Here is a 26451-nt window from a genome sequence, read left to right as displayed (position 1 = left end):
TGCTCAGGCGGCGCGCTGTTCTTCCAGGGCGATGCACAGACCGCAGATGCCGTACGAGCGGGGGATGCAGTAGCCGACATCGATCCGGCAGCTAGGGCAGGTGCGGCGAGCGAGCATCGCCAGCGCGAGCGCACCCCACTTACGCGACGTCATCGGCCGCACCGGCTTGGCCAGGTCCTCGCGGTAGAGGTAGGCAACGCGGACGTTGCCGCGCCGCCGGTTGACCCGCATGAGCTGAGCGGCGATCGGCTGGCCACCGGGCCGCAGCCCCTTGACGCGGAGTTGGCGACGCGTGGCGTAACCGTCCGGGGCCAGACGCCACGGGTAAGTGGGCACGCCGTAGCGGGCACCGGTCGGGTCGAAGCACTTGCCGTAGACGGCAGACATCAGGCCGCCACCTCGACAACCGGCGCCGCGGTGCGGGCGCCGATTCGGCCGGCACGCCTGCCGGTGACGGTCGCGAACAGCCGTCCCAGTCCCGCGCGTCGCAGTCCTGCACGACCCTGCTTGGCCGCGTACATCGCCTCATCCGCCCGCCGCAACAGACCCGACAGGTCATCGGCGGGGAAGTCCGCGGCGCGGACCCAGCCGAGCGAGACCGTGGTGTGCACGGCCGCGTCCTGGCCGTCGACCGGCCGGGCGAGTACCCCGTGCAGGACCGCGAGCAGGTCACCGGCAGTGCCGTGGTCGTCGATGACGACGGCGGCGAACTCATCGCCCCCGAGCCGTCCCACCACGCCGGAGGCACCGACGTGGCGGGCGAGCCGGTCCGCCGTCGCCTTCAACAGCGCGTCCCCGGCAGCGTGCCCGTGAATGTCATTGATCTGCTTGAACCTGTCGACGTCGGCCAGCACGACGACCGCGCGCGGGTCCTTGAGGAGGGCGGTGGCTCGGCGGGTGAACCCGTCGCGGGTGCGTAAGCCGGTGAGCGGGTCACGCCGTGCCGTGTGCAGGCGAGCGCGCAGCCACCACACATGGACCGCCCAACCAGCCATCAGGGGCAGCGCAGACAGCAGGGCTGTGGCAACTGTGCTCATGCCGCCGCTCCCTCGCCGCTCTCGCCGTCGATGGGGTGCAGGCGCCGGCCGTCCGCGCGCTCACTCAACAGCAGGTCACGCAGGACGCGGGAGTTCGCGGCCGAGCAGTGCAGCGTGGTGCGGATCGCTTCAGCGTTGATCGCGTCATCCGCCCACCCAGCCGTGACCTCGCGGGCTTCGGCAAGCAGCGCTGCGGGAGTCCGCGGCGCCTTGGCGGACTTGGCCTTGGGCTTGGCGGTGCGCCTGCGCGCAGGCTTGGCCGCCTTCGGCTCCGACTTCGGGTTCTGCCGCGGCACCGGCGGCAGGTCGTCACCGGCCGGAGCCAGCTCACCCAGCTTCAACAGCACGCGCTCGGGGCGCGGCGTCTTGGAACGCCACCGCCGACCGAACCGCTCGCGCAGCTCCGCGCGGGCCAACTGCCGCTCCCGCTCCCTACCAAGCGCATCCGAGTAGGAGGTGATCTCCCACAACGTCATGCGCCGCCACAGGGCGAACGTGGACAGCGGGGCGAGCAGCCAGCGAGAGCGCCGGATCTTCTCCATCCGGCGCCCGGTCACGGCACCGATCCGGGAGGCGTAGACGTGCGCGGCCACCTCCGACAGAACCACCCACAGCAGCGGCATCGTGCCGTGCGCCAGCTTGGCGGACAGCGAGTGCCCGGCCGCGATGTTCAGCCAGCACGTCACCCCGGTCAACGCCCATGGCACGAACCGCACCCAGCCCAGCGGCATGTCCGTGCGGATCAGCAGCAGGAACGCCGCGGTGAACACCGGAATGGCCACGTCGATACCGACCGGCAGCATCCACGGAGAAGCGAACCCCCAGCGGGCACCGGCGTCCGACACCGCCTCGAACGAGGAAGCCAGACCCAGCCCGCCGACCCCGGCGGCGAGCACGGCGACCGCGCCCAACAGCCACAGCTCCGGCTTGGTCAGCGGCGGCACCTGCGGCCGCATCGTCTCGGTTGCGGTGCTCATGCCGCAGCCCCCTTCCGGGAGGTGCGGCGCCGCGCGGGGCGCGGCAGCTTGATGACGTTGAACAGCTCCGGCGCGTAGGCCTCGATCGCCTCGGCGGCGACCCGGCTCACGAGGTCGGGCAGGTCGCAGTACTCGGGGGCGGCGAGGATGTCGCGGGCCGCATCCTCGCGGGCCGCGCGCTCTTCGTCCGTCTCGCCTTCCACCCCGAGCCACAGCTCAACCGGGGTGCCGAGCGCCAGTTCTGCGAAGTCCTCGGCAGAGATGGCCTGTTGGTGGCCGATGTAGGTGCGCAAGTTGCTCTCCTGAATCGGAGGGACAGGAAGCCGGAGTGGCCGCAGGCCTTTGGCGAGACGACGACCGCCCGGAAGCCTCAACTGGCTTGCACCAGTTACTGGCTTGAGCCAGTTCTACTGGCGCAAGCCAGTTGGCGTCAACCCCTGTTCAGCAACTGGCTTGAGCCAGGTCGTAAGCTGGGGGTGCCAGACAGGGCACGAAGGGGACGATCGATGACAAATGACCCACAAGGCAGGGAAGTACCGGCGAGCCGGAGAATCGCGGCAGATCTGCGTGATGGGATCGAGAGCGGCAAGTACCCACAGGGCAGCAAACTTCCTTCACAGCGGGACCTAGCCAAGCTGTACGGAGTCGCACGGAATACCGTCGACGAAGCCCTGAAACTGCTTGGGCAACAGGGGATCGTCACGTCCGAGTGGGGGCGAGGCGTATTCGTCCGGGAAAATAAGCCTCTACTGCGCCTCGGTAGCGATAGGTACTCTCCCAAGTACCGCGAGTCGGGACTGTCTCCCTTCCTCCTCGAATGCGCCAAGCAAGGGAAGACCGGCCGTTTTCAAGTGCTTAGCATCGATCGCACGAAGCCAGACAAAGAGTTGGCAGAGCGGCTAAAGATCTCGGAAAAGACAAAGTCGGTACTGCGGCGAGAAAATGTCTTCTGGGCCGACGAAGACCCTGTGTATCGGGTCACGACATGGATCCCATGGATCCTCGCACAAGGAACGGGACTCCTTGAGGAAGTGGTTCCGCACAAATTTGGAATCCATGGTGTCCTCGAAGAGAAAGGACACACTGTCGTCCGGATCAATGACGAGGTAACGGCGCGGATGCCTACACCGGAAGAGGTTCAGTACCTCCAACTGCCGCGTGGCGTTCCCGTCCTTGATGTCCTCCACACGAGCCTTGACCGAGAGGGTGAACCGTTCGAGGTGACGCGATTCGTCATGCGCGCTGACATGAACGGTCTGAACTACAACGCACCGGTTGAATAAGGAGGGAAAATGAATCAGAAAAACTTCAGCACCAGTGCTCCAATCATCCGCCCACGCCGAGATCTCGACATCCCCGAGGCGGCAGCAGCGCTTGTGGAAGTTCACGCCACAGATGGTTACCCCGTAGAGGGGGTGGACCACCCGGAGGTATGGCTCACGCCTCCAGGCCTAATTCAAGCCTGGATCGCGGAACTTGAAGGGAGCGTCGTTGGACACGTCGCCGTTAGCCGTTCAAATGGCGAAGAGGCGGTGTCACTCTGGCTCAAGCATGGGCAGGGGATCGAGGAGAAAACCGCCGTAATGGCCAGGCTCTTCGTGATCCGTGGCGCACGCAAAAGTGCGATTGGCGAGCGACTTGTTCGCGCCGCCACCGAATATGCCGAACAGAAAGGGACTCGTCTCGTCCTCGACGTCATGGCGAAGGACACGGCCGCCATCCGGCTATACGAGCGTCTTGGCTGGCAAAAGCTAGGGCTAACGACTCACGCCTACGGCGACGGGGGTCGTACAGATGCTGTCTGCTACGCATCACCTGCGACCTCCGCAGCTTGACGCCAACGGCCACTCTCCAGGGCTAATGGAGCGGCCTGCGGCCGCACGCCCCTTGGCGCTCGCTACGCTCGCGCGTCGACGGCCGATCGGGTCCCGTGAAGCCAGTAGGAATCCGAGCCGCAGGATCGCCTCCCCCTGCACGGGAAGCGCAGTTCCTGACCACCAGTCGGCATGGCACCGTCGGACCATGACGGACTCGCCGCCCGCAAGGCGCCACGGACGGAAGTAGCGGCCGGCAAGGCTGACCGAGTATTGCAGCCAAGCAAAGACGTAGTCACCATCTGGCGCCCGGAACAGGCGCTAGGCACACTTGCCCTACCTACAGAGCCCCGGGGGGGCCATGCTGCCAGGTCCAGAAGCGACCGTCGTCGCACGTACCGCTAGCGCCGTAGCAAAGGGGCTCAAGAACCAAGGTGCCAAAGACCCCGAGTGGCCCACGTTCCACGAAGCGCTCATGGAGCTGCACGCGATCTTAAATGATTGGTGCACCGCAACTGTCCATACCATGGACTACTTGATGGCTCGCCTCAGGGAAGGCGAGCCAAACCGGCAAGAAATAAGGGTTCTTGCAAGTTTGTCGAACATGACTACTGGGTGGCGTGTCACGCACGGCCGATCCGGGTACGTCGAGGAGATCACTAAGGAACTTCGCAACCGCTTCGAGCAGCCTGCTCCACTGACTCAGCGCTGGCGCCGTCAGAAACGCCTGCAAGCCAAGCGGCGAAGTCTGCGCAGCATGATGCAGATTTACTGCCCTGACCTGCTTTCGTCTTTCGAGAAATCGGTGTTGCGACGCAAGGAGTGGGTCGAGCAGAACCGTGCTGAAGTCGCGAAGACACGCGACCGGGAGACGTTGCTAGCAGCACTGGCCGAAACCACTGAGGCTTTCCGCTCCTTAAGCCAAGTGCAACGTGATCTTGTGGAGTTGATCCGCGATAGGTATCCCATGGGCTCTGTTCCAGCCGCGGACGACGAGACTACCCGCTGATACCGATGCCTGAGCACCCGCCGCGTGAGCCTGCGAGCGCCACGGCAACCAGCGTGGCGCATGCACGTGCAAGCGTCGAACGGCCTCGCGGTGTGTCCGACTGTCCGACTAAAGCCCTAGCCTGCGTAAACGGACCGGACACCCTCAAAGAGCCAGTGTCCGGTGTGTCCGGTCCATTGGGCTGCAGCAAAAGGCGCTGGGTGTTGCAGCCTTCTCGGCATGCTGCTCTCGCCCAGGTCCTGTGAGACACACCCGGGAAGTCGAGTTGATGGAGGTCGCCCGCCGGTATTCCAGCAGCCGCGGCCTTGCTCGATGGCCTCACGGCTTGCGAGTCACCACGCCGGATGTGAACCACTGCACGAGCGTGGCGGCAAGGTGAACACCGGCCCGCGCGGCCTCAAGAGTCTCGGGCACAGTGCCGGTCTGTGCGCCATGCCGTGAGGTCTGCCCCTCCCACAAGGCCCGCATCATCGCTTCCACCAGGCTGATCGGGTCCTTCCCTGCCGGGGTAAAGAGCGCGGTGGTGAACTTCGCAGGAGCGTTACGCAGGACTCCGAGCATGGTCCCCAGCGTCGCCTTCGTGTTGTTCGGCTCGATGACGACGTGCGCGGCAGACTCGACCGCCTTGATCGCCTCGCCGTACGCCCGCTCCGGATCCGGGAGCCGGCCGTACGCAGCACTCCATGCGCTCGCAAGGTGGTCGGCGGCAGATCCAGCGGAGGTCCTGGCCGCTGCGTCGACAAGTGTCTGACGGACGGCATCACGGACCGCAGCGGTTACACGTTCTTCCAGACCATCGAGGTCTTCGCTAATCCTGTACGCAGAACCACCTTCATCGAGGATCTGGCTCAGGGTCACCGCCATGGTGTAGTCCCTCTTGGAACCATTGGCTGGCCACTTCTGCGCGTGGTAGGCCAGCAACGCGTCTACCACATCGAGGAGAGCCGCCCCCCGCACCGATGTAAGCGCCTCGGTATGACTGTAGGTTCGGTTGGCTGTCACCGTGAGGCGCAAACGCAGGCATAGCACCCGTGCGGCCTCCTCATCCGGGTATCCGCGGGGGGACAGCGTTTCCCGCACCCACTCCTGCAGGGGTGAGGCAAGGTGGGGAGGCACATCCGCGAAGGGGCCTTCGTCGACACGGTCGACGAGGCCCGCACGGACGGAGAAGCGTGGGCGCGGCGCACTGGTCATATCCGGTGAGCGTACCGGCCAGCAACCCGAAGTCAGAAGGAATATCGGCGTCATCCGCGCATGCCGAATAGCGACCACTGCCGCCCTAGAGGCAAAATCACGGAGCGTCCAAGATCTGGGATGCGTCCGGTCCAGAGAGCTGCCCCCGAGTGCCGCAGCCCTCTCGGCACGCCGTACGAGATCTGGGCGGAGGTCGTCACGAACGCTGATGAGATTCTCGTGCCGGAGTGGCACGCGATCGACTGCCCTCAGTTTCAGGATTTGCTGACGGACACGTAAGCGTGCAGCAAGACGGTAACCACGGCACAGCACACCGCGCAGCGAGGGCACCACACTGTGTCCCACGTGGGCGACTGTCTGGTTAGGGCTCAGAACTGCATGGATGGACCGGACACCCACAAAGGGACAGTGCCTGGTGTGTCCGATCCAGAGGGCTGCAACACCCGGGGCTACGTCATCGATTGAGATCTATTCATAGTCGCTGTCATCCCACCACCAAAGGGGTGTATGGCGCCGACGATCCCATACTGGAGCTAGAAATCCAGCGGCATCCAACATGTCTTCGGCTGTCGGGGCAGGGCGCGCAAGAAGCCTTGCCCCGAGCCGCAGATCCGACTCGTAGATCTCTGCAAATCTCTGAGCGTTCACTACCGCTACATCAGCTCTAGCGGAGAGCCGACGATGCAGCGACTGCTTCGACACGCTGTAGAAGCTTGCGAGAGCGTCCCAGGACATGCCCCCCTGTCTGAACACTGCACAGTTCGACGCTTCCAGATCATTGACCGTTGTGCGAATGCCTGGCCAGAACTTCGGGTCGCTCGCAGTTTCTGACAGAGGGTCAGCAAGGTTTCTGAGCGCGTCGGCAAGGGACAGTGCGGCCGAAGACCGGTATACGAGCAGGTTCCGCATCCGCTCTTCGTAGGTTGATGGGCTCATAGCAGCAGGGTGCCTGACCGGCGTCAGCCATTTGCTGACATCGAGAGAACTGGGGTCACCTCAGGCTGATGACTTGAAGATGCCTCCTGGAGCTCATCGCTCACATGGCCGACCGCTTACCGCCAACTGCGGTGCCCGTGTCGGACAACAAGAGCTCTCCGGGGGCCAGCAGCACGAAGGGCTTCGAGCGCAGTCACTGCCAAGGTTCCGTCGCCCGAAGCCCTCTCGTGCGGTCACGCTAAGGAGAACCGCACATGGCCGACCCTACGCTGCCCACCAACAACATGCCGCCACCACCTCAGGCAGAACTAGACCGCCATTACGCTGAGCGGCGGGTTGATGCGCTGCTGAAAGCGACATCGGGTTTGCTCTACCTACTCGCGGTCGGGCTAGCTGCTATGGCGACATGGATTGCGCTGTACGCCCTGCCCCTGCTAATGATCGCTGCCGCTCTCATAGGTGCAGCGGTAACACTCGGAATGACAGCGCACAAGCCGTATATGCGGGCAGTTGCGCGGGCTCGGGAGCGAGAGAGGGTCTTGGAGTGCCGCCAGAAGGACTGGACCGATGCCTGGCATGTGGTTCCCCGACAGGCGTAACCCAAATTCGATCACCTGCGGGCCACATGGCTGGCCTACCCCCGTTCAGTAGCCATCGACACAACCATCGGCCTCCAGAGCAGCGTCCATGTATCTGACTGTCCGCTTGCCGCCCTGACCTGGGTGAATGCATCGGACAGCCCTAAAGGGACAGTGTCCGGGGTGTCCGGTCCAGAGGGCTGCAACACCCATCCGCGGGGTGTTGCAGCCCTCTTGGCATACTGCTCTCGCCTCGGGCGTTGGACGTGCGGAACGACCCCTTCCGGCAAATACGCGGCGAAGTTGAGTGTCGCAGGGGCGCGCAGACAGGAAACGTACAGGTCAGACACCCAACCCGTCGTGACAGTCCGCGTCTCTCTCCAGCACCCGGCCCGTACGCCGGTCGGAACGCCGCCGCGAGGGCGGCTCTCGCAACGCCCCTCAGGGCAGGAGCCTCGGCTTCTTCTTCGCCGCCACGTCCTCCACCCAGCCGCAGAGCAGGATGAACACGGCGATGAGGATCCAGCCGATGCCGAACATGAACCACTGGCTCTCCAGCGGCAGATACGTCTCGAAGGCCGGCACGTTCCAGAACTGGTCGATCAGCGGGACGGCCAGGATCAGTGCGATCTCGTGCCAGAGGTAGAGGGTCACGGCACGGGCGTTGAAGATCGTCACGATCCGGTCGAGGCGCCTGAAGTGGGCCGGCCCGGCGAAGTCGATCCGGAAGTGCGCCTTCGCGTACATCAGGAGCGTCACGAACCCCGCCGACCAGAAGGCCTGCGCGAGCGGGATGTCGTCGAGGTCGTACGAACCCGTCTCGGCCTGGTGCGTGAAGGCGTACCAGCCGCCGTAGCCGATCGCGGCGAGCGAGAGGACGACGACGGCGAACGGCTTCAGCCGCTGCAGGACGCCGTCGCGGTGCGCGAAGCCGAGGATCCAGCAGAAGAGGAAGGTGGCCAGGTCGGTGAGCGCGCTCCCGAAGCGGTTGTCCGGCGGCTCCCACAGGAAGTGGACGACCAGGATCGGGGCGAGAGAGAGGACGAGGACCCCGACCGGGGCCAGCCTGAACACCCTCAGGAGCAGGGGCGAGAGCAGGACGAACCACAGGTACGTCCGCAGGTACCAGAGGATCTCCCAGGCCTGCTCGCCCCACGCGTTGCCCGGCGGATCGCCGAGCGGCACGATCCAGTAGACGATCTGCCAGCCGGGCATCCAGCCGTGGATCAGCATCGCGACCACGACGAAGAAGCCCCAGAACCAGAAGGGCGGCAGAAGCCGGCGGATCCGGCTCCTGATCACCTTGAGGGCGGGCCGTTCGAGCGACTTCGCCATCAGCGTGCCGGCCAGCGCGAACATGATCCCCATGGAGGGGAAGACCATGCCCGCCCAGGCCCAGCCGAAGGTGTGGTACGTGACGACGCGGACCAGGGCGACCGCGCGGAGGGTGTCGAAGTAGCGGTCACGGCCGACGGGCTTCGGCGGTGCGTCGGGGACCGGTTCGGGCTCCGGCTCCGGCTCCGTCTCCGGTTCCGGCGCGGGGTGCGCCGTGTAGTCCGCCGTCGCCTGCTCCGGTACGTACTCCGGTGCGTACCACTGCTGGTCGTGGCCGGCGTACTGCTGGGGGTACGGCCGGCCGCCGTACTGCGGCTGGCCGTACGGCTGTTGCGGCTGGCCGTACCCGTAGCCGTAGCCCTGTGGATGGTCCTGCGGATGGCCCGGCTGATCCGTCCCCCAGCTCATCAGCCGACCCCCGCCGGGGTGCCGACCTCGCCCGTGCGCTTCAGTTTCTGCCAGCGCAGGCGGCCGCCGGTGAGGGCGGTGATGCAGGAGTGGATGAGGACGAGATACATCATCTGGCGGTACGCGAGCTGCTGCAGCGGCATCATCAGCAGATAGCGGTACTTCTCGTGGTCCAGCCGGAACGCGTAGGCCGCGCAGACGAGTTGGACGCAGAGGACGGCCAGCCAGGCGAGCAGGGCCGCCTTGAAGTCGATGAAGATCATCGAGTAGAGGGTGAACACGTCGATGAGCGGGGCGAAGACCGGCGTGACGATCTGGAAGATGACGACGAGCGGCATGCCGACCCGGCCGAAGCGGCCCGAAGGCCCCTTGTCCGTAAGGGACTTGCGGTGCTTCCACAGCGCCTGCATCGTCCCGTACGACCAGCGGTAGCGCTGCGACCAGAGCTGCTTCAGCGAACCCGGCGCCTCCGTCCAGGCCTTGGCGTGCTCCTGGTAGACGACCCGCCAGCCCTGCCGGTGCATGGCGATGGTGATGTCGGTGTCCTCGGCGAGCGTGTCCTCGCTCATCCCGCCGACCGCGAGCACGGCCTCCCGGCGGAACGCGCCGATCGCGCCCGGGATGGTGGGCATGCAGCGCAGCAGGTCGTACATGCGGCGGTCGAGGTTGAAGCCCATCACGTACTCGATGTGCTGCCAGGCGCCGATGACCGTGTCGCGGTTGCCGACCTTGGCGTTGCCCGCGACCGCGCCGACCTCGGGGTCGGCGAAGGGCTGCACCAACTGCCGTACGGTGTCCGCCTCGAAGACGGTGTCGCCGTCCATCATCACCACGATGTCGTAACTGGCGCTGCGGACACCGTTGTTGAGGGCGGCCGGCTTGCCCGCGTTCTCCTGGCGGATGACCCGGACGTTCGTCATGCCGAAGGACTCGGCGGCGCTGCGCGCGATCTCGGACGTGTTGTCCGTCGACCCGTCGTCGACCACGATGACCTCGATCGGATGCGTGCTCCGCGCCAGCGACTTGAGGGTGTTGGCGATGCACTCCTTCTCGTTGTACGCGGGCACGATCACGCTGACGGGGCGGGTGATGGGCGTGCCCCAGCTGAACCGGCGTTTGTTGCGCTGCCGGTAGTGCCTGCGGGCGAGGATCAGCATCATCCCGAAGCGGCCCATGACGGCCACGCCGACGACGGCGAGCCCGGTCGCCAGCCCCGGTACGGTCCACTCCGCGACGGCGACGGCCGCGACCAGGGCCTTGCCTTCGTAGAGGGTGGTGCCGGTGGCTGTGCGGTGGGCGGCCTGGAGGCTGTTCACTCCCCCGGCCTGGCCCGCTTGCCCCGACTGGCCGGGCAGCTGGCCCTGTTGGCCGCCGGGGGCCACCCCGCCCGCCTGCTCACCCTGCTCGCCCTGCTCACTGCCGGGCTGCTGACCGTTCTGGGCGGCCTGGCCACTCTGAGCGTTCTCGGCGTTCTGGCCGTTCCCCTGCCGGATGGCGCCGCTGATGGTGGTGAAGGTGTAGCCCTTCGCCTTCATCTTCTTGATGTACGTCCCGAGCGCCTTGACCGTCTGTGAACGCTCGCCGCCCGCGTCGTGGAAGAGGACCGAGGCGCCCTTGTTCTTCGACGGCGTGGCCCACTTGATGATCTTCGAGACGCCAGGGCGCTTCCAGTCGTCGCTGTCGGTGTCGACGAAGACGCTGGTGTAGCCCTCCTCGCCGAGCTTCTTGTAGACGGGCCAGCTGTAGTTGTCGATGGCGTCCGCCTCGGAGGAGTACGGAGCACGGAACAGCGTGGTCGTGATGCCCGCCGCGCCCGCGAGCGCGAGCTGTGTCTGGTCCATCTCGCGGGCGATCCGGTCGTCGCTCTGGTACGAGAGGTCGACGTGCGTGAAGGTGTGGATGCCGATCTCGTTGCCCTGGTCCACCAGGTCCTTCACGATGCTCGGATAGCGCGACACCATCGAGCCGACGACGAAGAACGTGCCCGGGACGTCGTTCGCCTCCAGGATCTTGAGGATCTGCGGAGTCCAGGTGGGATTGGGACCGTCGTCGAAGGTGAGGGCGATGGTCTTCTCGGGGACGGACTGGCTCTGCGCCTCGCCGCCCCGGAAGGAGAGGATCGGCCCGCCGTCGAGGACCTTGTCGGGGACCTTGCTCGAACTGGCGTTGCTGCGTACGCGCTCGTCGCCGCCGACCTCGGCGCGCAGATAGCCGTCGAGCAGCATCACGCTGGTGAGTGCGAGAAGGAGCAGCAGGGCGAGGATGACACGCGGTTTCTGCAGCGCCGCGGCCTTGCCCGCGGCCCGGGTCATCCGGGACGGGGCACGCCTGCGGCCGCGCGAGGGCGTCGTGGTAGCCATGAGTGTGAGTGCGTTCCGGTCAGTTGGCGTCCGCGGCCGCCGAGGCGGACGCGGACGGAGCGGAGACGGAGGCGGGATCCGCGGACGCCGACGGGGCGGCGGTGGGTGCGGCTCCGGCCGGCGGGGCGCCGGTGGCGACGCCCGTGGGCGGGACGCCGGTGGGCTGCGCGGGCGGCGTGCCGGTGCCGCCCTGCGGCTGGACACCGCCGCCGGGCCGGGAGTTCTGGTTGCCCGGGCCGCCGCCCCCGAAGGGCAGCAGCGAGGACGGGGAGAGTGAGGGGCCCCAGCCCATGAACGCCATGCCGAGCACGACCGCGTACCCGACGCAGACGACGCCCAGGAGGAGACCGATCCGGCGCAGCAGCTTGGCTCTGCGCCCGGAGTTGTCAACGAACACGGGTCCGTCTTCGGACCCGTTGGACCCGTTGCCGCGTTTGCGGCGGCGGCCGCGCCCAGCGGCGCGGGATTCGATGGCAGGCTCGGAATGCATTCCCCGGATATTAGGCAGCCTTTATGTGTCCGAAACTCTGATTTCCTTGTGAGACAGCCATGAGAAATGCCTGATCCTGTCGTTTCCCTGAGAGAGTTCGGCTCGGCTTCGTGCACCGCGGTCGCCTGTGAGACGTTTTCAGTCCACGACGTGAACCAGAGAGCGGTGCAAACGCAATGCGGAGTTTCCTCAAGCCGACTGCCGGGTTCGTCTGTCTGGCGGCCCTGACCTGCGCCGGGTGCTCCTCGGAACCGGACTCGGAGTCGTCGTCATCGTCGTCCTCACAGCCGTCGGCGGCGGGGGCGGGGGCGGGGGCGGAGTCGCCATCGGCCTCGGCCTCGGCGACCACCGCGTACGCCCCGTACGTCAGCGCCACCACCGCTTCCGACAATGACTCGGCCGGCTCCCCGGCCACGTACAACCTGGCCTTCGTCATCGCGGGCGGCAGCAGCTGCACGCCGAAGTGGAACGGCACGACGGCCATCGGCGACTCGGCGGTCAAGTCCCGTATATCGGCGCTCACGGAGTCCGGTGGAGCCGTGCGCGTCTCCTTCGGCGGCGCCTCCGGCAAGGAGCTCGCCTCGACCTGCGACAGCGCCTCCGAACTGGCCGAGGCCTACGGGGCCGCGCTCGACGCCGCCGGGGCGACGGAGGCCGACTTCGACATCGAGGGCAAGCAGTTGACCGACTCCGACTCGGTCGCGCTGCGCTCCGAGGCGATCGCCCTGCTCCAGAAGGAGCGCTCCGACCTCGCGGTCACCTTCACCCTGCCCGTGATGCCGTCCGGGCTCGACAACGACAGCCTGGCGCTGCTGGAATCCGCCAACGACAACGGCGTCCAGGTCTCCACGGTCAACATCATGACCATGAACTACGGCAGTTCGTACGACGAGGACATGGGCGACTACGCCGAGACGTCGGCCGAGGCCGCCCACGATCAACTGCAGGACGTCTTCGGGCTGTCGGACGCCGGGGCCTGGAAGGGGCTCGCCCTCACTTCGATGATCGGCGTCAACGACGTGGACAACGAGACGTTCTCCCTGTCCGACGCGGCGCAGGTTCGCTCGTTCGCGGAGGAGAAGGGGGTGGCGTGGGTGTCGATGTGGTCCACGTTCCGGGACCAGCCGTGTGAAGGTGACGATGCGTCTTCGGATGACGCGGCGACGAATTGCAGTGGGGTGGATCAGGGGGCCGGTGATTTCGCCGAGGCGTTCACCGGGTGATTGCGGTCACATTTCGGGTGCGGGTGTGTGGGGGCTGGTCGCGCAGTTCCCCGCGTCCCTTAAAGGCAAGGGCTACCGCCCCCAAAAAAGCGAAAGGCAGGGGCGCCGGCCTTTGTCTTTAGGGGCGCGGGGAACTGCGCGACCAGCCACGACGGACCCGCACCCGCAAGACAACAGAAAGCTCAACGACGCCTGTGCACAAGGCGCCCCGCACAAACAGTCGCCACGCACGCCCCGTCCTCGTCGAAGACCGCGAGATCGGCCCGGCCCCCGGCCACGATCGCCGCGGGGCGGGCCGCTGACAGAACGATCAGACCATTGCGCTCGGCGGCCGCCCTCACCTCGGGTGTGCGGAGGTACTCGGTCGGCACGGCGACCACCCCCCGCTTCAACACGGAGTGCACCCGCTCGCGGGGCGTCGGCGCGTCCGGAAGCGGCCCCTCAAGGACGAGACCCGGCCCGAGGACACCGGGCCAACGCCGCACACGCGCACCCGGGAAGCGTTCCTGAAGGTCGGCGAGCGACCCCGTCGCGGCGACCCGGTCACCGTCCACGGCGACGGCCCCGTCCGTGACCGGATCGGGGTCGTCCCAGGCGTACCGCAGCTCGTCCGCGGCGTGAATCGTCAGCACAGCAAGACCGGTTGAGAGCCCGTTGGATCCCTGGAGCCCTAGTTGGAGGCGAGGAGCTTCAGCTCCGGGTGGGCCGTGCCGCCCTCGATCGCCGTCGAGGAGATGTGGGACTGGACCCGCTCGTCGACCGGGTCGTTCGCCGGGTCGTCGTGGACGACGAGGTGCTCGTACGTCGTGGCCCGCTGGGCCGGGACGCGGCCGGCCTTGCGGATCAGGTCGATGATCTCCATGCGGTTGGAGCGGTGCTTGGCGCCGGCGGACGACACCACGTTCTCCTCCAGCATGATCGAGCCGAGGTCGTCGGCGCCGTAGTGCAGGGAGAGCTGACCGACCTCCTTGCCCGTCGTCAGCCAGGAACCCTGGATGTGGGCGATGTTGTCCATGAAGAGCCGCGCGATGGCGATCATCCGCAGGTACTCGAAGAGAGTGGCCTGCGTACGGCCCTTGAGGTGGTTGTTCTCGGGCTGGTACGTGTACGGGATGAAGGCCCGGAAGCCACCCGTCCGGTCCTGTACGTCACGGATCATCCGCAGGTGCTCGATGCGCTCGGCGTTGGTCTCGCCGGTGCCCATGAGCATGGTGGACGTGGACTCGACGCCCAGGTTGTGCGCGGCCTCCATGATCTCCAGCCAGCGCTCGCCGCTCTCCTTGAGCGGGGCGATGGCCTTGCGGGGCCGGGCGGGCAGCAGCTCGGCACCGGCACCGGCGAAGGAGTCGAGCCCGGCGGCGTGGATCCGCGAGATGGCCTCCTCCACCGACACCTTGGAGATACGGGCCATGTGCTCGACCTCGCTCGCCCCCAGGCTGTGGATGACGAGCTGCGGGTAGGCGGCCTTGATCGCGGCGAAGTGCTTCTCGTAGTACTCGACGCCGAAGTCCGGGTGGTGCCCGCCCTGGAACATGATCTGCGTCCCGCCGAGCTCGACGGTCTCCGCGCAGCGGCGCAGGATGTCGTCCAGATCCCGCGTCCAGCCCTTGGCGGTGTCCTTGGGCGGCGCGTAGAAGGCGCAGAACTTGCACGCCGTGACGCAGACGTTCGTGTAGTTGATGTTGCGCTCGATGATGTACGTCGCGATGTGCTCCGTACCGGCGTACCGACGGCGGCGTACGGCGTCGGCGGCGGCGCCGAGCGCGTGCAGCGGGGCGTCGCGGTAGAGGTCGAGCGCCTCTTCCGGGGTGATCCGCCCACCCTCGGCGGCACGGTCGAGGACGGACTGAAGGTCGGCCTTCTCGGTCACCGGAGCGGTCCCTTTCATAGGGGTGTGGACGGACTGATCCAGCGTACGCCAGGCAATGTGATCACCCGACGCCAGGCAACCTGATCACCCGACGTCAGGCCGCGTACGCCCCGATCAGCAGGCCCACGAGGGCGCCCGCGATCAGGAAGGGCCCGAACGGCATGGAGGTCTTGCGCCCGGCCCTGCGGACGACGACGAGACCCAGCCCGTACAGCCCGCCGAACAGGAACCCGGCGAAGGTGCCGAGCAACAGGGCGCCCCAGCCGTACCAGCCGAGGGCTGCCCCGAGACCGAGTGCGAGCTTCACGTCGCCGAAGCCCATGCCGTTGGGGTTGATGAGGAAGAGCACGAAGTAGCCGCCGCCGAGGGCGAGGGCTCCGTACAGCGCGGTCAGCCAGTCCCCGGCGTTCTCGGGCGCGGCGGCCGCCCCCGCGAGCAGGACCAGCGCGGCTCCCGCGAGCGACAGCGTCAGCACGTCCGGCAGCCGCTGCACCGTGAAGTCCACGACGGCGAGCAGAGCGCCGAGCGGCGCGAGCAACAGCCAGACGCCCAGCTCGGGCCGCGTACCGGTCGCCGCGGCCAGCACCCCGCAGACGAGGGCGGTCGCGAGGGCGACGAGGGGGGTACTGGGCCCGTACGCCCGCCCCCCACACTCCCGACAACGGGCCAGACCGACCCAGCCACCGATGAGGTGCCCTTCGGGACACCGCGTCTGCCACGGCTCATCGGGGGCAACGGAGAAGCGGTGCGCGGGGCGTGGGATGAACACGCCGATGGCGCCGCCCCAAAGGGCGGCACCGAGAATCAGCATGAGATCCACGGAACGCTCCCCACTGCTACCGCCACCGCCACCACTGTGGGCAGGCGTTCCGCAGGGCGGAACGGGTGGGCACAGCCATCAGCTCCGGGCGCCCTGTCAGCCAACCCCCACTCATCCGACGGCAGCAACACCACTCCGCCAAGCAGGAAGCAGTTCGTCCAGCAGGGCCTCGGTCCTGGGCGGCAGCCCACGAGCCCCGCTGCGCGCCACCAGATCGGCAGCGAGCCGCTTCAGGCGGTCGCTGTCACCCGTCGCATGCGTCGCCCGAAGCAACTCGTTCCACAACCGCTCATCGCCCGGCGCGGAGCCGAGCGCCGCGTTCAACGCCTCGATCGCCTTCTCCGCCCGGCCCTTCTCCAGGTGGAACGCGGACAGGGCGAGCCCGATGTCCGCGACGAGCAGGGGCAGTTGGGCGTCGATGATCTCGTGGGTCAGCCACCCGTACCGCCCGGCCGGCCGCTCGGCCAGCAACGGCCCCCGCACCAGCACCAGCGCGTCGGTCAGCAGACGCCCGCGCACGGCACGGCTGTTGGCGCCCCGCCCCTGCGTGGCCTCGTGGTACAGCGACCGCAGCACGTCCAGGTCGGACACGACGGACTTGGCGAGCTTGAGCCGCCCGGTCGAGTCGGTGCCGAGCCGCGCCGTCCCGTCCGGGTCGTTGCCGAGCCAGGCGCGCAGCCGCTCGACGAGCGCGTCCCGCACGTCGTCGGTGACCCCGCGCGGCCACAAGGCGGAGGACAGCACCCGAGGATGCACACCCTCCCGGTGCAGAAGCAGCAGCGCCAACGCCTCGTGCAGCAGCGGGCTGCGCTCACCGTCCGGCGTTTCGAGGCCAATGATCTCGTACGGGCCGACGAGCCGCGCGTACACCGCGGGACGCCCCTGCTCACTGATGTCGACGAGGAACGGCGGGGCGGTGGTCGGGCGGTCGTCGTCGCGCTCGGGGTCGGCGTCGGTGAACAGCTCGACGACGGCCCGCTGCTGGGAGACCGGCAGGAGCTGCGCGTCGAGTTCGAGGCCGAGGAGCGGCGCGAGGAGCTTGCCCTCGCTGGTGATCTCCATCTCCCAGGCGGCACCGGGCAGATCGCCCGACTGCGTGCCGACGAGGTACCCGATGCCCAACCGGCTCGCGTCGGCGGCCAGTTCGGCGAGCGTGACGGCGTCCTCGGCGGACGGCTCGGCGGCGAGCAGTACGAGGTGCGGGGCCCAACGTGTGTGCTGGGCAGGCCCCGTACGGCCGGTGAGTACCGAGTCGTGCCCCGCCGCACCCAGCGCACCGCGCCGCTGCCGCGTCTCGGCCTCCATGGTCTCCACGAGCGCCTCGATGTCGTCGAGGTGGCGGAGCCGGTTGGGCGCGAGAGGCGTGAGGTCCTCACCGAAGCCGACGAGGGTGATCGTCATGCGGTCGGACCAGCCGTTGGTGGCCAACTCGGCGGCCACGGAGGCGAACACACCCGCCCGGTCCTGCTCGCGGCCGCTCAGCGAGACGATGCCGGGCACGGCCTCCAGGTTGAGGAGGAGCCGCGAGTCGTCCATCGTGCCGAGGCTGACGAGGCCGGGGTAGGGAGCTGCCGTGTCGACGTCCTCGTACCGCTCGGCGTCCGCCCTCGCGAGCATCCAGAACGTCTGGTCCTGCCCGAGCTGCCAGGGGGCCGGCGGCTTTCCGGCGGGCTGGGCGAGCTGGAGGTGCAGGTCGCCGTTGCCGCTCATCCAGGCCGCGTAGACGGTCGGCAGCGGGCGGGACTCGCCCGCGAGCGACGCGGCGAGCCCGCGCAGGGAGAGGTCGAGAAGGCGTACGCCCTCGGGGTCGGCCCCCACCAGCAGCGCGTCCTGCGCGTCGGCGGCGGCGCCGGTGGGCGTGGGCGGTTCCATACCGCGCCGCCCGCCGACGGCACCGAGGGCGGACTGCCACAGGGCCTGACGGCGGCGCCGGCCGAGGGCGCCGAGGAGACCGGCGGCGAGAAGGGGCGCGCCGAGCAGTGCCTGCGGCAGCCCGAACCCGCCGTCTTCCCCGGCGGCAGGGGCGGCGTGCTCCTGCCCCTGACCCTGCCGCTCCCGCTGCCCGTCCTGACCCTGCTGGTGTCCCTGGTCGGGGGCGGGCCGCTGCTCGGGAAGGCTGATGTGGGCGGTGTCGCGGTCGAGGGACCCGGACCCGCCGCCCTGCTGACCGCCGGCGCCCTCGGCACCGCCGGTCCGGGCGTAGTCGGAGATCTGCTGCTGCACTTCCTCCGAAACCTTCGGGGCCTCGTCGGGCATCTCCACCAGCTCGCCGCCGCGGGCGTCGCCGGGCATCTCCATGATCCAGCCGGGCCGGATGAGGCTGGCCTCGGAGAGCTTCGAACCGTCGGGCTGCGTACGGTCCTTGTTGAGCTGGTAGATCTCCTTGTACCGGCGCCCGTCGCCGAGGTGGCGCTCCGCGACCTCCCAGAGGGAGTCGTGGTGGCGGCCCTCGGGGGGCTGGATCCGGTAGAACTTCGTGTCGTCGTCGGAGGCGTGGGCGCCGGTCCCGCTCTCGGCGTGGGCGGCGGCACTGGCGGCCTGCTCGGCGAGGGCGGCGGCCGTCGAGGCGGCCTGCTCCTGCTGCTGGCCGAGGAGCCCGCCCGGCGTCTGCTGCGCGGCCGCGGCGGCCGGCCGCTGGTTGCCGTCCAGCTGCTGCCCGAGCTGCGACAGCCCCGGAGTGAAGCTCGCCGCGGTCGCGCCGACGAGCAGCAGGGCGGCGACGAGCTGGCGCGCGAGCAGCTGGCTCGGGCCGGCGCCGGGCACGCGGTTCGGCAGCCCGACACCCGACAGGGCGGCTTTCACCTCGACGAGCACGCACGCGGTGAACTGGGCCCAGGCGAACCAGACGACGACGGTCAGCGTATTGATGAACGTATCGACGCTGATCTCTTTCTGGAGCCAGTCCAGACTCGGCGAACCGCTCGGCAGCGGCCATCCGATCTGCGAGGCCAGCGCCCCGGGCACCCCGATGAGCAGCACGAGCAGGGCCACGAAGGCGAGAAACGCCTTCAGAAAGTCCCCGACCGTACGGCGCCGCCGAGGCAAGGGCTGCGGCGTCCGATTCCTCGGACCCGGCGAGCTTCCCGTCGAGTTGGAAGTGGTACGTCGCGCCATGGCGGGTGTCCTGGTGTCGTGTGTGGAGGGAGGGAGAGCGGGGGTGTGCTGAGCCTACTTAGATCTTATTGAGGGTGTCGAAGGGCTGGGAGAGGAGGAGTTCCTGCGCCTGACCGATTCCTCACCGGCCGCCCCCTATGCCCGCGATTTCCATTCGGGTGTCCGCCGTTCCACGGCTGGGCTTCGAGCCCTTCGCAACTGTCACGTCACAGATCTCACGATCCCCACACAATCCCCCAGCGCTGCCCCGAGGCCCTCTACGTGCCCCTGGTAGCTTCGTTCTCTGTTGCACACATGCCTTATACAGGGGGAGTACACCCGTGGCCCGCCGCACCGTGACCACCGCTGCCGCGCTCGCCGCCACCGCGGCGCTTCTGCTGACCGCTTGTGGCGGGGGCGACGATTCGTCGTCGGACGACATCAAGGGGGCGGACAAGGGGTCGGGCAGTCCGTCGGCTTCGGCGTCCTCCTCCGGGTCCTCCAAGGTCGAGCGCCCCGAGATCACGATCCCGAGCAGCTTCAAGCTGACCTTCGAGAGTTGGACCAGCAGCGACTCCAAGGAGCAGGCGGTGCTGGACGACGCAAAGGAGGAGCTCCGGGCGGGGTACGCGGCGATCATCGCGAACGACCCGGACAGCGAAGCCCTCGCCTTCTACGACACCGAGACCGGCCTGCCGCAGAGCAAGAAGTGGATCAAGTCCTACACGGACAAGAACGTCACCGTCATCGGCGAACTGCCCGCCTTCGATCCCAAAGTCACCTTGGTCGACAGCGGCGACGGCAGGACGGCGTCCCTCCGCTACTGCACAGACGAGAGCAAGGCGTACACAAAGAACCGTAAGACGGGCAAGGAAGTGGGGAATCCCGCAGGCACAGACCCGGAGGTCGTGTACGTCGTCACGCTGAGAGAGAGCGCTCAGGGGGTGTGGCAAAACGCGTCCGTCACGTCGAAGAGGGGCGGGTGCACAAAGTGACACCGTGGCGCAACGGACTACTTGTGATCGCCACGTCACTTGTCGCGGCGCTCCTGGGCTCCACTCCCGCCAACGCGTTCGGCGGCTCCGACACGAGAGGCGAAGCCACCGACAAGGTGGTCTCCGCCTCCGTCTCCCAGTCTCGGATCAAGGTCACCCAGATCAGCGGCCCCACCGGCGGAAAGCGGGGCGCGCTCTCGTCGACGGACGTGAACTGGAAGCCACCGCCCTGCTGGTACGAGCCCGTCTTCACTCCAGCCCAGCTGAAGACCTTCTCGGAGACCGACGGCAGTGGTGACGTCAGCCTCCGCCAGGGCTGGATCGGATCGCGCCTGTGGACCGAGCACTTCAAGGACGAGAAGGACGCCAGTAACTACTTCGGCACCCCGTCGAGTGTGAAGGGCTACAAGAACTACAACCTCGACCAGGACGGCTACTTCTGGCGCGGAGTCGCTCCCGACGTCACCGCCATCGACGACACGTCGAAGTGCAACCGCCTCATGTTCTGGCAGGACGCCGGCGAGATCCCCGACGTACCGGACGCCCCCACTGCGAAGACCCTCGCCGACTACGCGTACGACAAGGTCAAGGTCCCGGACACCGAGATCGAGTTGAAGCCGGAGGCCGAGTCCACGGTGAACCTCCCGACCTGGGTCTGGCTGGACAAGGGCACGTTCCAGGAGGTCAAGGTCCGCGCAGAGTTGCCGAACACCAACCTCTGGGCGGAGACGACGGCGAAGCCGGTCGCCCTGCATCTGGAACCGGGCACGGAGGACGCGGAGACCTACCCCGCGGGCGGTGACTGCGAGATCAACGAGGACGGTTCGATCGGTACCCCGTATGTGAAGGGGGAGGCCGACAAGACCCCGCCCTGCGGCATCACGTACCTTCGCGCCTCCAGCGGCAAGCCGTACGAGCTCAGTGCCTCCGTCACCTGGCAGATCACCTGGGAGGGCTCCGGCGGCGCGGGCGGTGACCTGCCCGACGGCACCTTCGAGACCACGCAGGACATGAACGTCCAGGAAATCCAGTCGATCAACCGCTGACGCGCGGCCACCCCTTCGTGGCAGCCCTTCCCGGCAGTCATTTCTCTCTCCGACACCCCACAACAGAAGAAGAGACGCCCACACCATGGCATCCCCCCACCCCGCACGCGCCGCACGCACGACCGGTATCGCTCTGCTGATGCTCGGTCTGACCTCCACCGTCGCTCTCACCGGGTGCGGCGGCACCGCGGACGAGGACGACGGGAAGGCCGGCACGAAAGAGTCCGCCTCCGCCGCCCCCAAGGGCGCCGTGACCCGCGAGCAGGCGGCGAAGATCGTCGACAACTACGCGGCTGTCAACGGCAAGGCGAACAAGACGCGGAACGCCAAACTGCTGGCGACGGTCGAAGGCGGTCAGCTCCACGAGCAGAGCAAGGCCGACTACAAGACCTTCGGCACCTGGACGAAGGCGGACCAGAGCGACTACGAGAAGCCCTTCTCCTACCAGGACCGTACGTACTACCTCCCCGCGGGTGAGGACTGGTTCGCCGTCAAGGCCACCGCCAGCGGATCCAAGACCCCCGCCCTCCTGGTCTTCGACAAGGACGGCGGCGCCTGGAAGCTGGTGTCCGCGGTCTACAGCGAGGCACCGATCCCGGCGATCGATACCAACAACCACGGTCTCGCCACCGCCGTAGCCCCCTCCACCCGTGTCGGAGCCCTGGCCCCGGACGACGTGAGCGCCGCGTTCGAGGACCTGTACGAGACCGGTGGGAAGAAGGCCGGCACCGCGATCTCCCACACCACGGACCCGGCCAAGGGCGCCCTCAAGCTCTACAACGAGCGCGACAAGGGCAACCTGGCCAAGTGGGCGACCAAGAAGTTCTTCGCCAAGGACCCGGCGTACGGGACGACTTACGCGCTGCGGCTGGCCGACGGCGGCGTGCTCGCGGTCGTCCCGACCGCCCACACCCAGGAAACGCTCCTCAAGCAGCAGTACATGGGCAGCTTCGAGATCACCCCGAACAAGGAGGAGTCGGTCTACAACCCGGCCAAGCGCGCCCTCGTCACCGACACCTTCCAGGGCATGACACTCGCCACCCTGCCGAAGTCGGGCAAGCCCTCGGTGATCGCGTACGAGTACCGGATGACGGACTCGAAGTAGTCGAAGGGGCCGGCGGCGGCCGTCCCGCACCGCCGCCGAAGCCAATCCCGTACGGCATCTACGACGCGGGTACGGGTACCTTCGTATCGGTAGACATCACGAGGCACGGACATCACAGGGGGAACGCACATGGGCAAGCCCGACCTCGCGCTGCCGCTCAGTGAGCTGGAGGACTACGGCACCCGGCTGCGTGACATCAAGTCGCGGATGAACCACACCAAGAAGCTCTTCGAGTCCTACAAGGACGACATCGGTGACGGCGGCGTCTACGACAAGCTGGAGGACTTCGAGTCCAACTGGGAGGACGGCCGCGAGGACATCAACCAGCAGCTCGACGCGCTGGCCCAGATGTCCGAGGCCGTCGTCCGGGAGTTCAAGAAGCTGGACGACGACCTGGCCAAGCAGGTCTCCGAGGGCGTGAAGTCCGACGGCAAGGGCGGCGAGGGCGGCAAGTAGGCCGCCCCGCAGGGGCGTTGTCAGCCGACCTCGTTGTCAGCCGACCTCGTTCTCCGCCACCGCCCGCCCCCGGACCGTCACATCCCCGCCGTAGAACATCCCCGTGAAGACCGGCGAGTACGTGAGCTGGACCTCCACCTCGACCTCGTCGGCGTTGGCGGCGACGCAGTGGGTGGCGGCGATGTCCGCGCCGGTCATGCCCATCTCCTGGGCGAAGGCCTTGACCCGGGCGCCGCAGTTCTCGAAGAGGATGGGGGCGGGGCCGCCCTCGTTCTCGTACAGGGCCTCGCGGTCGATGTCCTGGGCCGCGTACCGGGCGGCCTGTTCGGCGATGTCGGCGGCGCGTTCCCGCTTGGAGATCGACAGGCCGCCGTCGATGACGAAGGCCGACAGGGACAGGAAGACCAGGGCGAAGATGATGACCGCTCCGGCACCGGAACCCCGGTCGTCGAGCCGTGTGCGGCGGGCGGAGACCCAGTCGCGTACGGCGGGCTGGATGTTCACGCGGCCCTCCGCAGGGGGTCGATCGGCGAACTGAAGCTCGCGGTCAGCGTCGTGGGGACGTCGAGGCCGAGCATCGCCAGGCCCCGCACCTCACAGCTCACCTCGACCGTGAAGATGGTGTCGGGCTCGAAGCCCGCGCTCGTCTGGTTGACGGTCACGGGACCCGAGCAGACGTCGCCGAGGTCCGCGGCGGCCGCCTTGCGGGCCTCGGACATGGCGATGGCGTGGTTCTTCTGGATCGAACCGGCCCGGGCCGCGTCCCGCGCGGCGCCGTCGATCGCACCACGCCCGTCCACCAGCTGCCCGAAGGCCACGAGGACCAGGATGAAGAGGATCATCACCGGGGCCAGGATGACCACCTCGATGGTGGACAGCCCCCGGTCACGGGCACCCGCGGCGGCCACGGTGACGGCACGAGCCCGCCGCCGCACCAAGTCCCAGGCCGCCGAGCGCACCCGGGCAGGAAGCGCACCCATCAGTTGCCCTCCTCCTGCACGAACCGCTCCACCGGTCCCGAGGACTGCGCGTGCACCGTCATGTCCAGCCCCGGAAACACCGACGGCACCTTCGCCGTGATCTCCACGCCCACCGTGTTCTGCTCCGGCTGGAGCATCTCCACCTGCGGGGAGAGCACCAGCTGCGGCCCCAGCTGCGCGATGTAGCTGTCGACGACGTCCCGTGCCTCGCCCCGCCACGCGCCCGGCTGTTCGTCGGCCGTGGCGCGAGCCTTGCGGGCGCCGGCCTGGGCCGCCGCCTGGGCCACGTGGTCGGCGAAGAAGTACAGCGCGAACTGCACGGTGGCGAAGATCATGAAGAAGAGCACGGGCGTGAGCAGCACGAACTCGATCGCGGTCATGCCGGAGTCGCCGCGGGTGGAGGCGGCCTCCACCCGGCGGCGTACCCAGCGTCGTACGCTCACCAGTTACCCCGTATGAGAGATATGAGAGGGACGAGAGTCGGAAAGCGGAATCAGCAGGTGCTGCCCGCGTCCGCGCCCTTGATGCAGTCGCCGACCTTGTTGGCGCCGTCGCTCAGCGCGGCGTTGATGATCGCGGCGACCACGCCGACGATCGCCACGACGACCGCCGAGATGATCACCCACTCCACCGCGGACGCACCACGGTCGAGCTCGCCGGAGCGGGCGCGCTGCACCCGGCCCTGGAGGAAGGTGATCAGGAAGTCCACCCCCGGGATCCCGGTGCTGAAGTTCCGTCCGTTCATGGTGAGTTGTCCTCTCAAGACTGTTCTCGAGTCAGTTCTCGAGTCGTTTCGGAGCAGTTCGGGGATGCAGTTGTCGGTACCGGACTCAGACCTGGAACACACGCATCGCCGCCGGGAAGATCAGGAAGACGAGGAAGCCCGCGCAGAGCAGCAGCTGCGCGACGAGCATCGACTGCGACTTCTCACCCGCGCTGCCCTCGATCTCGGCGAGTTCGCGGTGCCGCATCGTCTCGGCCCGGGAGGCGAGCGACTCGCGCACCTTCGCGCCGTCGTCCGCGACGAGCGCCAGGGAGGCGGAGAGGTCCTTCAGTTCCTCGACCCCCAGGTCCTCGCCCAGTGAGCCGAGCGCCTGCCACTGGCTGATGCCGGTGATCCGGGCGTCCGCGAGCGCATTACGGATGCGCTGCGTGGCCCAGCCGTCGGAGACCTCGGCGGCGGCCATCAGGGCCTCCGGGAGACCCCGGCCGCCCGCCAGGCTCATCGACACGAGGTCCAGATACGCACCGATCACGCGGCGCAGGTCACGCCGCTTCTCCGCCGCGTCCCTGCGTACTTCCAGGTCCGGCAGGAAGAAGAAGAGGGTCGCGAACATCAGCGCGAGCCAGACCGGGATGACAGGGCTGCTGCCGAAGCCGAGCGTCCAGACCACGGCGAACATGAACGGGCCGAAGAACAGCCCGGCCGCCGCCAGCAGCACCTTCGTCGCGAGGAAGTTCTCCCAACTCCGGTCCAGCACGGCCAGGTCGGCCCGCAGCGACCGCAGCTCCCAGCCCTGCTGCATATAGAGCTCGGAGACGCGCGCGCCGACTCCGGCCCGTACGCTGCCGAGCCGTCCCGCGTCGGCGGTGCGGTGCGAGGACTCGTACGCGGCTCCCCGCGCCCGCATCGCGTCGATGCGCGCGACCTGTGAGACCGCGCTGCGCTTGGACGGCATCAGCGCGCGTACGAGGGCGTAGATGCCCAGGCCCAGGACGGCGCCGACCACGACGGGCATGGTCAGGGACGAGTTCATCGGCGTACCCCCTCCTCCGGCAGCGTCTGCGCCGGGGCCTGTGTCTGGGCCGGCGACGGGGTCCGGGGACGCACGAACTGCACCGCCGACTCGTCCCGTACCAGGAAGCGTTCCGGCGTCTCGATGGTCGAGAGCTTGCGCAGCCATACGAAGCCGAGCGCGAACAGGCCGCAGACACAGGCGAGTACGAGCTGGCCGACGGCCGTGCCGTACGGCTCGACGAATTCGCGGTTGAAGATCGACAGGCCGAGGACGAAGGCGACCGAGACGGCGACGACGATCTGTACGGAGCGACGGGTCGAAGCGCGCTGTGCCATGACCCTCTGCCGCATGTCGACCTCTTCGCGCGCCGACTTGGCCAGCGCGCCCAGGACCTGCCGCAGACCCGGCCCGCGCAGCCGCGCGTTGAGGATCAGGGCGGCCACGATGATGTCGGCGGACGCGTCGTCGATCTCGTCGGCGAGCTGCTGGAGGGCTTCCGGCAGCGGCGTACGGGAGCGGAGTCGGTCGACGAGGGCGTCCAGGTGCGGGCGCAGGACCGGTGCGGCGGCGCGCGCGGAGGCGGGGATGGCCTGCTCCAGGCCGACCGCGCCCGCGATGGTGTCGCGCAGCGACTCGGTCCAGGAGGCGAGGGCCTCCACGCGGCGCATCGCGGACTTCTCCTCGGAGGCGCCGCCGAAGAGCTTGTCCCAGAAGAAGACGAGGACGGCGGTCGCGATTCCGGCGACGGCCCACCGCGTGAGCAGCAGGACGACGATGCCGGCGCCGGCCGCGATCGAACCGCGCTGCCCGGCGAACCGTACGAGCTCGGAGGCCCGTTCGCTGGCCTTCTGCTTCTCGTGCTCGGGCTTGGCGGGCAGTCCGCGGACCGCGACGGCGAACAGCGCGAGGCCGCCGCCGACGGCGATGCCGCACCCGAGCGCGTACAGGACCGTGGTGGAGAACAGCCCGCCCATGGAGCCGAGTCC

At 68.1% G+C, this 26451-nt stretch carries 26 protein-coding genes; 8 read left to right on the top strand and 18 right to left on the bottom strand.

Annotation, left to right across the window (positions count from 1 at the left end; genetic code table 11):
• Window positions 1–3 precede the first annotated feature (3 nt).
• From JEQ17_RS27135 to JEQ17_RS27120, 4 genes are read right to left on the bottom strand one after another with little or no spacing between them, the layout of a single operon-like run.
• On the bottom strand, window positions 4–387 hold the full coding sequence (locus JEQ17_RS27135) for an RRQRL motif-containing zinc-binding protein (protein WP_200397640.1): 384 nt from the start codon (window positions 385–387) through the stop codon (window positions 4–6).
• Window positions 387–1037, bottom strand: a complete 651-nt coding sequence (locus JEQ17_RS27130; protein ID WP_200397639.1) for a GGDEF domain-containing protein — start codon at window positions 1035–1037, stop codon at window positions 387–389. Before JEQ17_RS27130 ends, JEQ17_RS27135 begins: the two co-directional genes overlap by 1 nt.
• On the bottom strand, window positions 1034–2014 hold the full coding sequence (locus tag JEQ17_RS27125; protein WP_200397638.1) for a DUF2637 domain-containing protein: 981 nt from the start codon (window positions 2012–2014) through the stop codon (window positions 1034–1036). Before JEQ17_RS27125 ends, JEQ17_RS27130 begins: the two co-directional genes overlap by 4 nt.
• Window positions 2011–2307 (bottom strand): hypothetical protein, encoded by a 297-nt coding sequence (locus tag JEQ17_RS27120; RefSeq protein ID WP_200397637.1) that lies wholly within the window; start codon window positions 2305–2307, stop codon window positions 2011–2013. Before JEQ17_RS27120 ends, JEQ17_RS27125 begins: the two co-directional genes overlap by 4 nt.
• 213 nt (window positions 2308–2520) lie before the next feature.
• Here JEQ17_RS27120 and JEQ17_RS27115 point away from each other — a divergent pair, with 213 nt between their 5' ends.
• The 3 genes from JEQ17_RS27115 (at window position 2521) to JEQ17_RS27105 (ending at window position 4837) form a co-directional block, all read left to right on the top strand.
• Window positions 2521–3297, top strand: coding sequence for a GntR family transcriptional regulator (locus JEQ17_RS27115; RefSeq protein ID WP_200397636.1), 777 nt, complete (start codon window positions 2521–2523; stop codon window positions 3295–3297).
• A 9-nt stretch (window positions 3298–3306) separates the two neighbouring features.
• A complete protein-coding gene (locus JEQ17_RS27110) occupies window positions 3307–3849 on the top strand; it encodes a GNAT family N-acetyltransferase (protein ID WP_200397635.1) in 543 nt (180 codons plus the stop codon).
• Between the two features lie 505 nt (window positions 3850–4354).
• On the top strand, window positions 4355–4837 hold the full coding sequence (locus JEQ17_RS27105; RefSeq protein ID WP_200397634.1) for a hypothetical protein: 483 nt from the start codon (window positions 4355–4357) through the stop codon (window positions 4835–4837).
• 318 nt (window positions 4838–5155) lie between these two features.
• Here the strand turns inward: JEQ17_RS27105 and JEQ17_RS27100 are convergent, their stop codons facing one another.
• The 4 genes from JEQ17_RS27100 to JEQ17_RS27085 form a co-directional block, all read right to left on the bottom strand.
• Complete coding sequence (locus tag JEQ17_RS27100; protein WP_200397633.1) at window positions 5156–6031, bottom strand: hypothetical protein; 876 nt, start codon at window positions 6029–6031, stop codon at window positions 5156–5158.
• Between the two features lie 1955 nt (window positions 6032–7986).
• On the bottom strand, window positions 7987–9288 hold the full coding sequence (locus tag JEQ17_RS27095) for an acyltransferase family protein (RefSeq protein WP_200397632.1): 1302 nt from the start codon (window positions 9286–9288) through the stop codon (window positions 7987–7989).
• Window positions 9288–11648, bottom strand: coding sequence for a bifunctional polysaccharide deacetylase/glycosyltransferase family 2 protein (locus JEQ17_RS27090; RefSeq protein ID WP_200397631.1), 2361 nt, complete (start codon window positions 11646–11648; stop codon window positions 9288–9290). The genes JEQ17_RS27095 and JEQ17_RS27090 overlap by 1 nt, the downstream gene beginning before the upstream one ends.
• Before the next feature lie 19 nt (window positions 11649–11667).
• Complete coding sequence (locus tag JEQ17_RS27085; RefSeq protein WP_200397630.1) at window positions 11668–12138, bottom strand: hypothetical protein; 471 nt, start codon at window positions 12136–12138, stop codon at window positions 11668–11670.
• Window positions 12139–12314: 176 nt separating this feature from the next.
• Here JEQ17_RS27085 and JEQ17_RS27080 point away from each other — a divergent pair, with 176 nt between their 5' ends.
• Window positions 12315–13361 carry a chitinase gene (locus JEQ17_RS27080; RefSeq protein ID WP_200397629.1) on the top strand — a complete coding sequence of 349 codons (1047 nt, stop codon included), beginning with the start codon at window positions 12315–12317 and terminating at the stop codon, window positions 13359–13361.
• 182 nt (window positions 13362–13543) lie between these two features.
• Here JEQ17_RS27080 and JEQ17_RS27075 read toward each other — a convergent pair whose 3' ends face one another.
• From JEQ17_RS27075 to JEQ17_RS27060, 4 genes are all read right to left on the bottom strand, one after another.
• Entirely contained in the window at window positions 13544–13993 is a 450-nt protein-coding gene (locus tag JEQ17_RS27075) for an imidazolonepropionase-like domain-containing protein (RefSeq protein ID WP_200397628.1), read from the bottom strand.
• Window positions 13994–14031: 38 nt separating this feature from the next.
• Entirely contained in the window at window positions 14032–15231 is a 1200-nt protein-coding gene (mqnC, locus tag JEQ17_RS27070; protein ID WP_200397627.1) for a cyclic dehypoxanthinyl futalosine synthase, read from the bottom strand.
• 94 nt (window positions 15232–15325) lie between these two features.
• A complete protein-coding gene (locus JEQ17_RS27065; protein ID WP_200401745.1) occupies window positions 15326–16042 on the bottom strand; it encodes a prepilin peptidase in 717 nt (238 codons plus the stop codon).
• A gap of 120 nt (window positions 16043–16162) precedes the next feature.
• Window positions 16163–19165: a bacterial transcriptional activator domain-containing protein gene (locus JEQ17_RS27060; RefSeq protein WP_200397626.1), complete on the bottom strand. Its 3003-nt coding sequence runs from the start codon at window positions 19163–19165 to the stop codon at window positions 16163–16165.
• Between the two features lie 320 nt (window positions 19166–19485).
• Here JEQ17_RS27060 and JEQ17_RS27055 point away from each other — a divergent pair, with 320 nt between their 5' ends.
• The 4 genes from JEQ17_RS27055 to JEQ17_RS27040 all read left to right on the top strand — a co-directional run bounded on the left by JEQ17_RS27055 (window position 19486) and on the right by JEQ17_RS27040 (window position 22746).
• Window positions 19486–20139 (top strand): hypothetical protein, encoded by a 654-nt coding sequence (locus JEQ17_RS27055; protein ID WP_200397625.1) that lies wholly within the window; start codon window positions 19486–19488, stop codon window positions 20137–20139.
• Between the two features lie 23 nt (window positions 20140–20162).
• Window positions 20163–21185 carry a hypothetical protein gene (locus tag JEQ17_RS27050; RefSeq protein WP_200397624.1) on the top strand — a complete coding sequence of 341 codons (1023 nt, stop codon included), beginning with the start codon at window positions 20163–20165 and terminating at the stop codon, window positions 21183–21185.
• Window positions 21186–21270: 85 nt separating this feature from the next.
• Entirely contained in the window at window positions 21271–22290 is a 1020-nt protein-coding gene (locus JEQ17_RS27045) for a hypothetical protein (protein WP_200397623.1), read from the top strand.
• 129 nt (window positions 22291–22419) lie between these two features.
• Window positions 22420–22746: a hypothetical protein gene (locus JEQ17_RS27040; RefSeq protein WP_200397622.1), complete on the top strand. Its 327-nt coding sequence runs from the start codon at window positions 22420–22422 to the stop codon at window positions 22744–22746.
• 36 nt (window positions 22747–22782) lie between these two features.
• Here the strand turns inward: JEQ17_RS27040 and JEQ17_RS27035 are convergent, their stop codons facing one another.
• The 6 genes from JEQ17_RS27035 to JEQ17_RS27010 all read right to left on the bottom strand — a co-directional run bounded on the left by JEQ17_RS27035 (window position 22783) and on the right by JEQ17_RS27010 (window position 26439).
• Window positions 22783–23250, bottom strand: a complete 468-nt coding sequence (locus JEQ17_RS27035) for a TadE/TadG family type IV pilus assembly protein (RefSeq protein ID WP_383381160.1) — start codon at window positions 23248–23250, stop codon at window positions 22783–22785.
• Window positions 23247–23726 (bottom strand): TadE/TadG family type IV pilus assembly protein, encoded by a 480-nt coding sequence (locus tag JEQ17_RS27030; protein ID WP_200397621.1) that lies wholly within the window; start codon window positions 23724–23726, stop codon window positions 23247–23249. The genes JEQ17_RS27035 and JEQ17_RS27030 overlap by 4 nt, the downstream gene beginning before the upstream one ends.
• On the bottom strand, window positions 23726–24106 hold the full coding sequence (locus JEQ17_RS27025; protein ID WP_234048783.1) for a TadE family protein: 381 nt from the start codon (window positions 24104–24106) through the stop codon (window positions 23726–23728). The genes JEQ17_RS27030 and JEQ17_RS27025 overlap by 1 nt, the downstream gene beginning before the upstream one ends.
• Before the next feature lie 113 nt (window positions 24107–24219).
• Window positions 24220–24471 (bottom strand): hypothetical protein, encoded by a 252-nt coding sequence (locus tag JEQ17_RS27020; protein WP_055610899.1) that lies wholly within the window; start codon window positions 24469–24471, stop codon window positions 24220–24222.
• Between the two features lie 85 nt (window positions 24472–24556).
• Entirely contained in the window at window positions 24557–25483 is a 927-nt protein-coding gene (locus tag JEQ17_RS27015; RefSeq protein ID WP_200397620.1) for a type II secretion system F family protein, read from the bottom strand.
• Window positions 25480–26439, bottom strand: coding sequence for a type II secretion system F family protein (locus JEQ17_RS27010; protein WP_200401742.1), 960 nt, complete (start codon window positions 26437–26439; stop codon window positions 25480–25482). Before JEQ17_RS27010 ends, JEQ17_RS27015 begins: the two co-directional genes overlap by 4 nt.
• Window positions 26440–26451 lie beyond the last annotated feature (12 nt).

This window comes from Streptomyces liliifuscus (assembly GCF_016598615.1).
Lineage (GTDB): Bacteria > Actinomycetota > Actinomycetes > Streptomycetales > Streptomycetaceae > Streptomyces > Streptomyces liliifuscus.
This window is presented reverse-complemented; position numbering and strand designations above follow the sequence as displayed.

Coding starts and splice junctions, on each gene's coding strand:
- JEQ17_RS27135 (WP_200397640.1), bottom strand. CDS start 387: ATGTCTGCCGTCTACGGCAAGTGCTTCGACCCGACCGGTGCCCGCTAC.
- JEQ17_RS27130 (WP_200397639.1), bottom strand. CDS start 1,037: ATGAGCACAGTTGCCACAGCCCTGCTGTCTGCGCTGCCCCTGATGGCT.
- JEQ17_RS27125 (WP_200397638.1), bottom strand. CDS start 2,014: ATGAGCACCGCAACCGAGACGATGCGGCCGCAGGTGCCGCCGCTGACC.
- JEQ17_RS27115 (WP_200397636.1), top strand. CDS start 2,521: ATGACAAATGACCCACAAGGCAGGGAAGTACCGGCGAGCCGGAGAATC.
- JEQ17_RS27110 (WP_200397635.1), top strand. CDS start 3,307: ATGAATCAGAAAAACTTCAGCACCAGTGCTCCAATCATCCGCCCACGC.
- JEQ17_RS27105 (WP_200397634.1), top strand. CDS start 4,355: ATGGACTACTTGATGGCTCGCCTCAGGGAAGGCGAGCCAAACCGGCAA.
- JEQ17_RS27100 (WP_200397633.1), bottom strand. CDS start 6,031: ATGACCAGTGCGCCGCGCCCACGCTTCTCCGTCCGTGCGGGCCTCGTC.
- JEQ17_RS27095 (WP_200397632.1), bottom strand. CDS start 9,288: ATGAGCTGGGGGACGGATCAGCCGGGCCATCCGCAGGACCATCCACAG.
- JEQ17_RS27090 (WP_200397631.1), bottom strand. CDS start 11,648: ATGGCTACCACGACGCCCTCGCGCGGCCGCAGGCGTGCCCCGTCCCGG.
- JEQ17_RS27085 (WP_200397630.1), bottom strand. CDS start 12,138: ATGCATTCCGAGCCTGCCATCGAATCCCGCGCCGCTGGGCGCGGCCGC.
- JEQ17_RS27080 (WP_200397629.1), top strand. CDS start 12,315: ATGCGGAGTTTCCTCAAGCCGACTGCCGGGTTCGTCTGTCTGGCGGCC.
- JEQ17_RS27065 (WP_200401745.1), bottom strand. CDS start 16,042: ATGCTGATTCTCGGTGCCGCCCTTTGGGGCGGCGCCATCGGCGTGTTC.
- JEQ17_RS27060 (WP_200397626.1), bottom strand. CDS start 19,165: ATGGCGCGACGTACCACTTCCAACTCGACGGGAAGCTCGCCGGGTCCG.
- JEQ17_RS27045 (WP_200397623.1), top strand. CDS start 21,271: ATGGCATCCCCCCACCCCGCACGCGCCGCACGCACGACCGGTATCGCT.
- JEQ17_RS27040 (WP_200397622.1), top strand. CDS start 22,420: ATGGGCAAGCCCGACCTCGCGCTGCCGCTCAGTGAGCTGGAGGACTAC.
- JEQ17_RS27030 (WP_200397621.1), bottom strand. CDS start 23,726: ATGGGTGCGCTTCCTGCCCGGGTGCGCTCGGCGGCCTGGGACTTGGTG.
- JEQ17_RS27025 (WP_234048783.1), bottom strand. CDS start 24,106: ATGACCGCGATCGAGTTCGTGCTGCTCACGCCCGTGCTCTTCTTCATG.
- JEQ17_RS27020 (WP_055610899.1), bottom strand. CDS start 24,471: ATGAACGGACGGAACTTCAGCACCGGGATCCCGGGGGTGGACTTCCTG.
- JEQ17_RS27015 (WP_200397620.1), bottom strand. CDS start 25,483: ATGAACTCGTCCCTGACCATGCCCGTCGTGGTCGGCGCCGTCCTGGGC.
- JEQ17_RS27010 (WP_200401742.1), bottom strand. CDS start 26,439: ATGGGCGGGCTGTTCTCCACCACGGTCCTGTACGCGCTCGGGTGCGGC.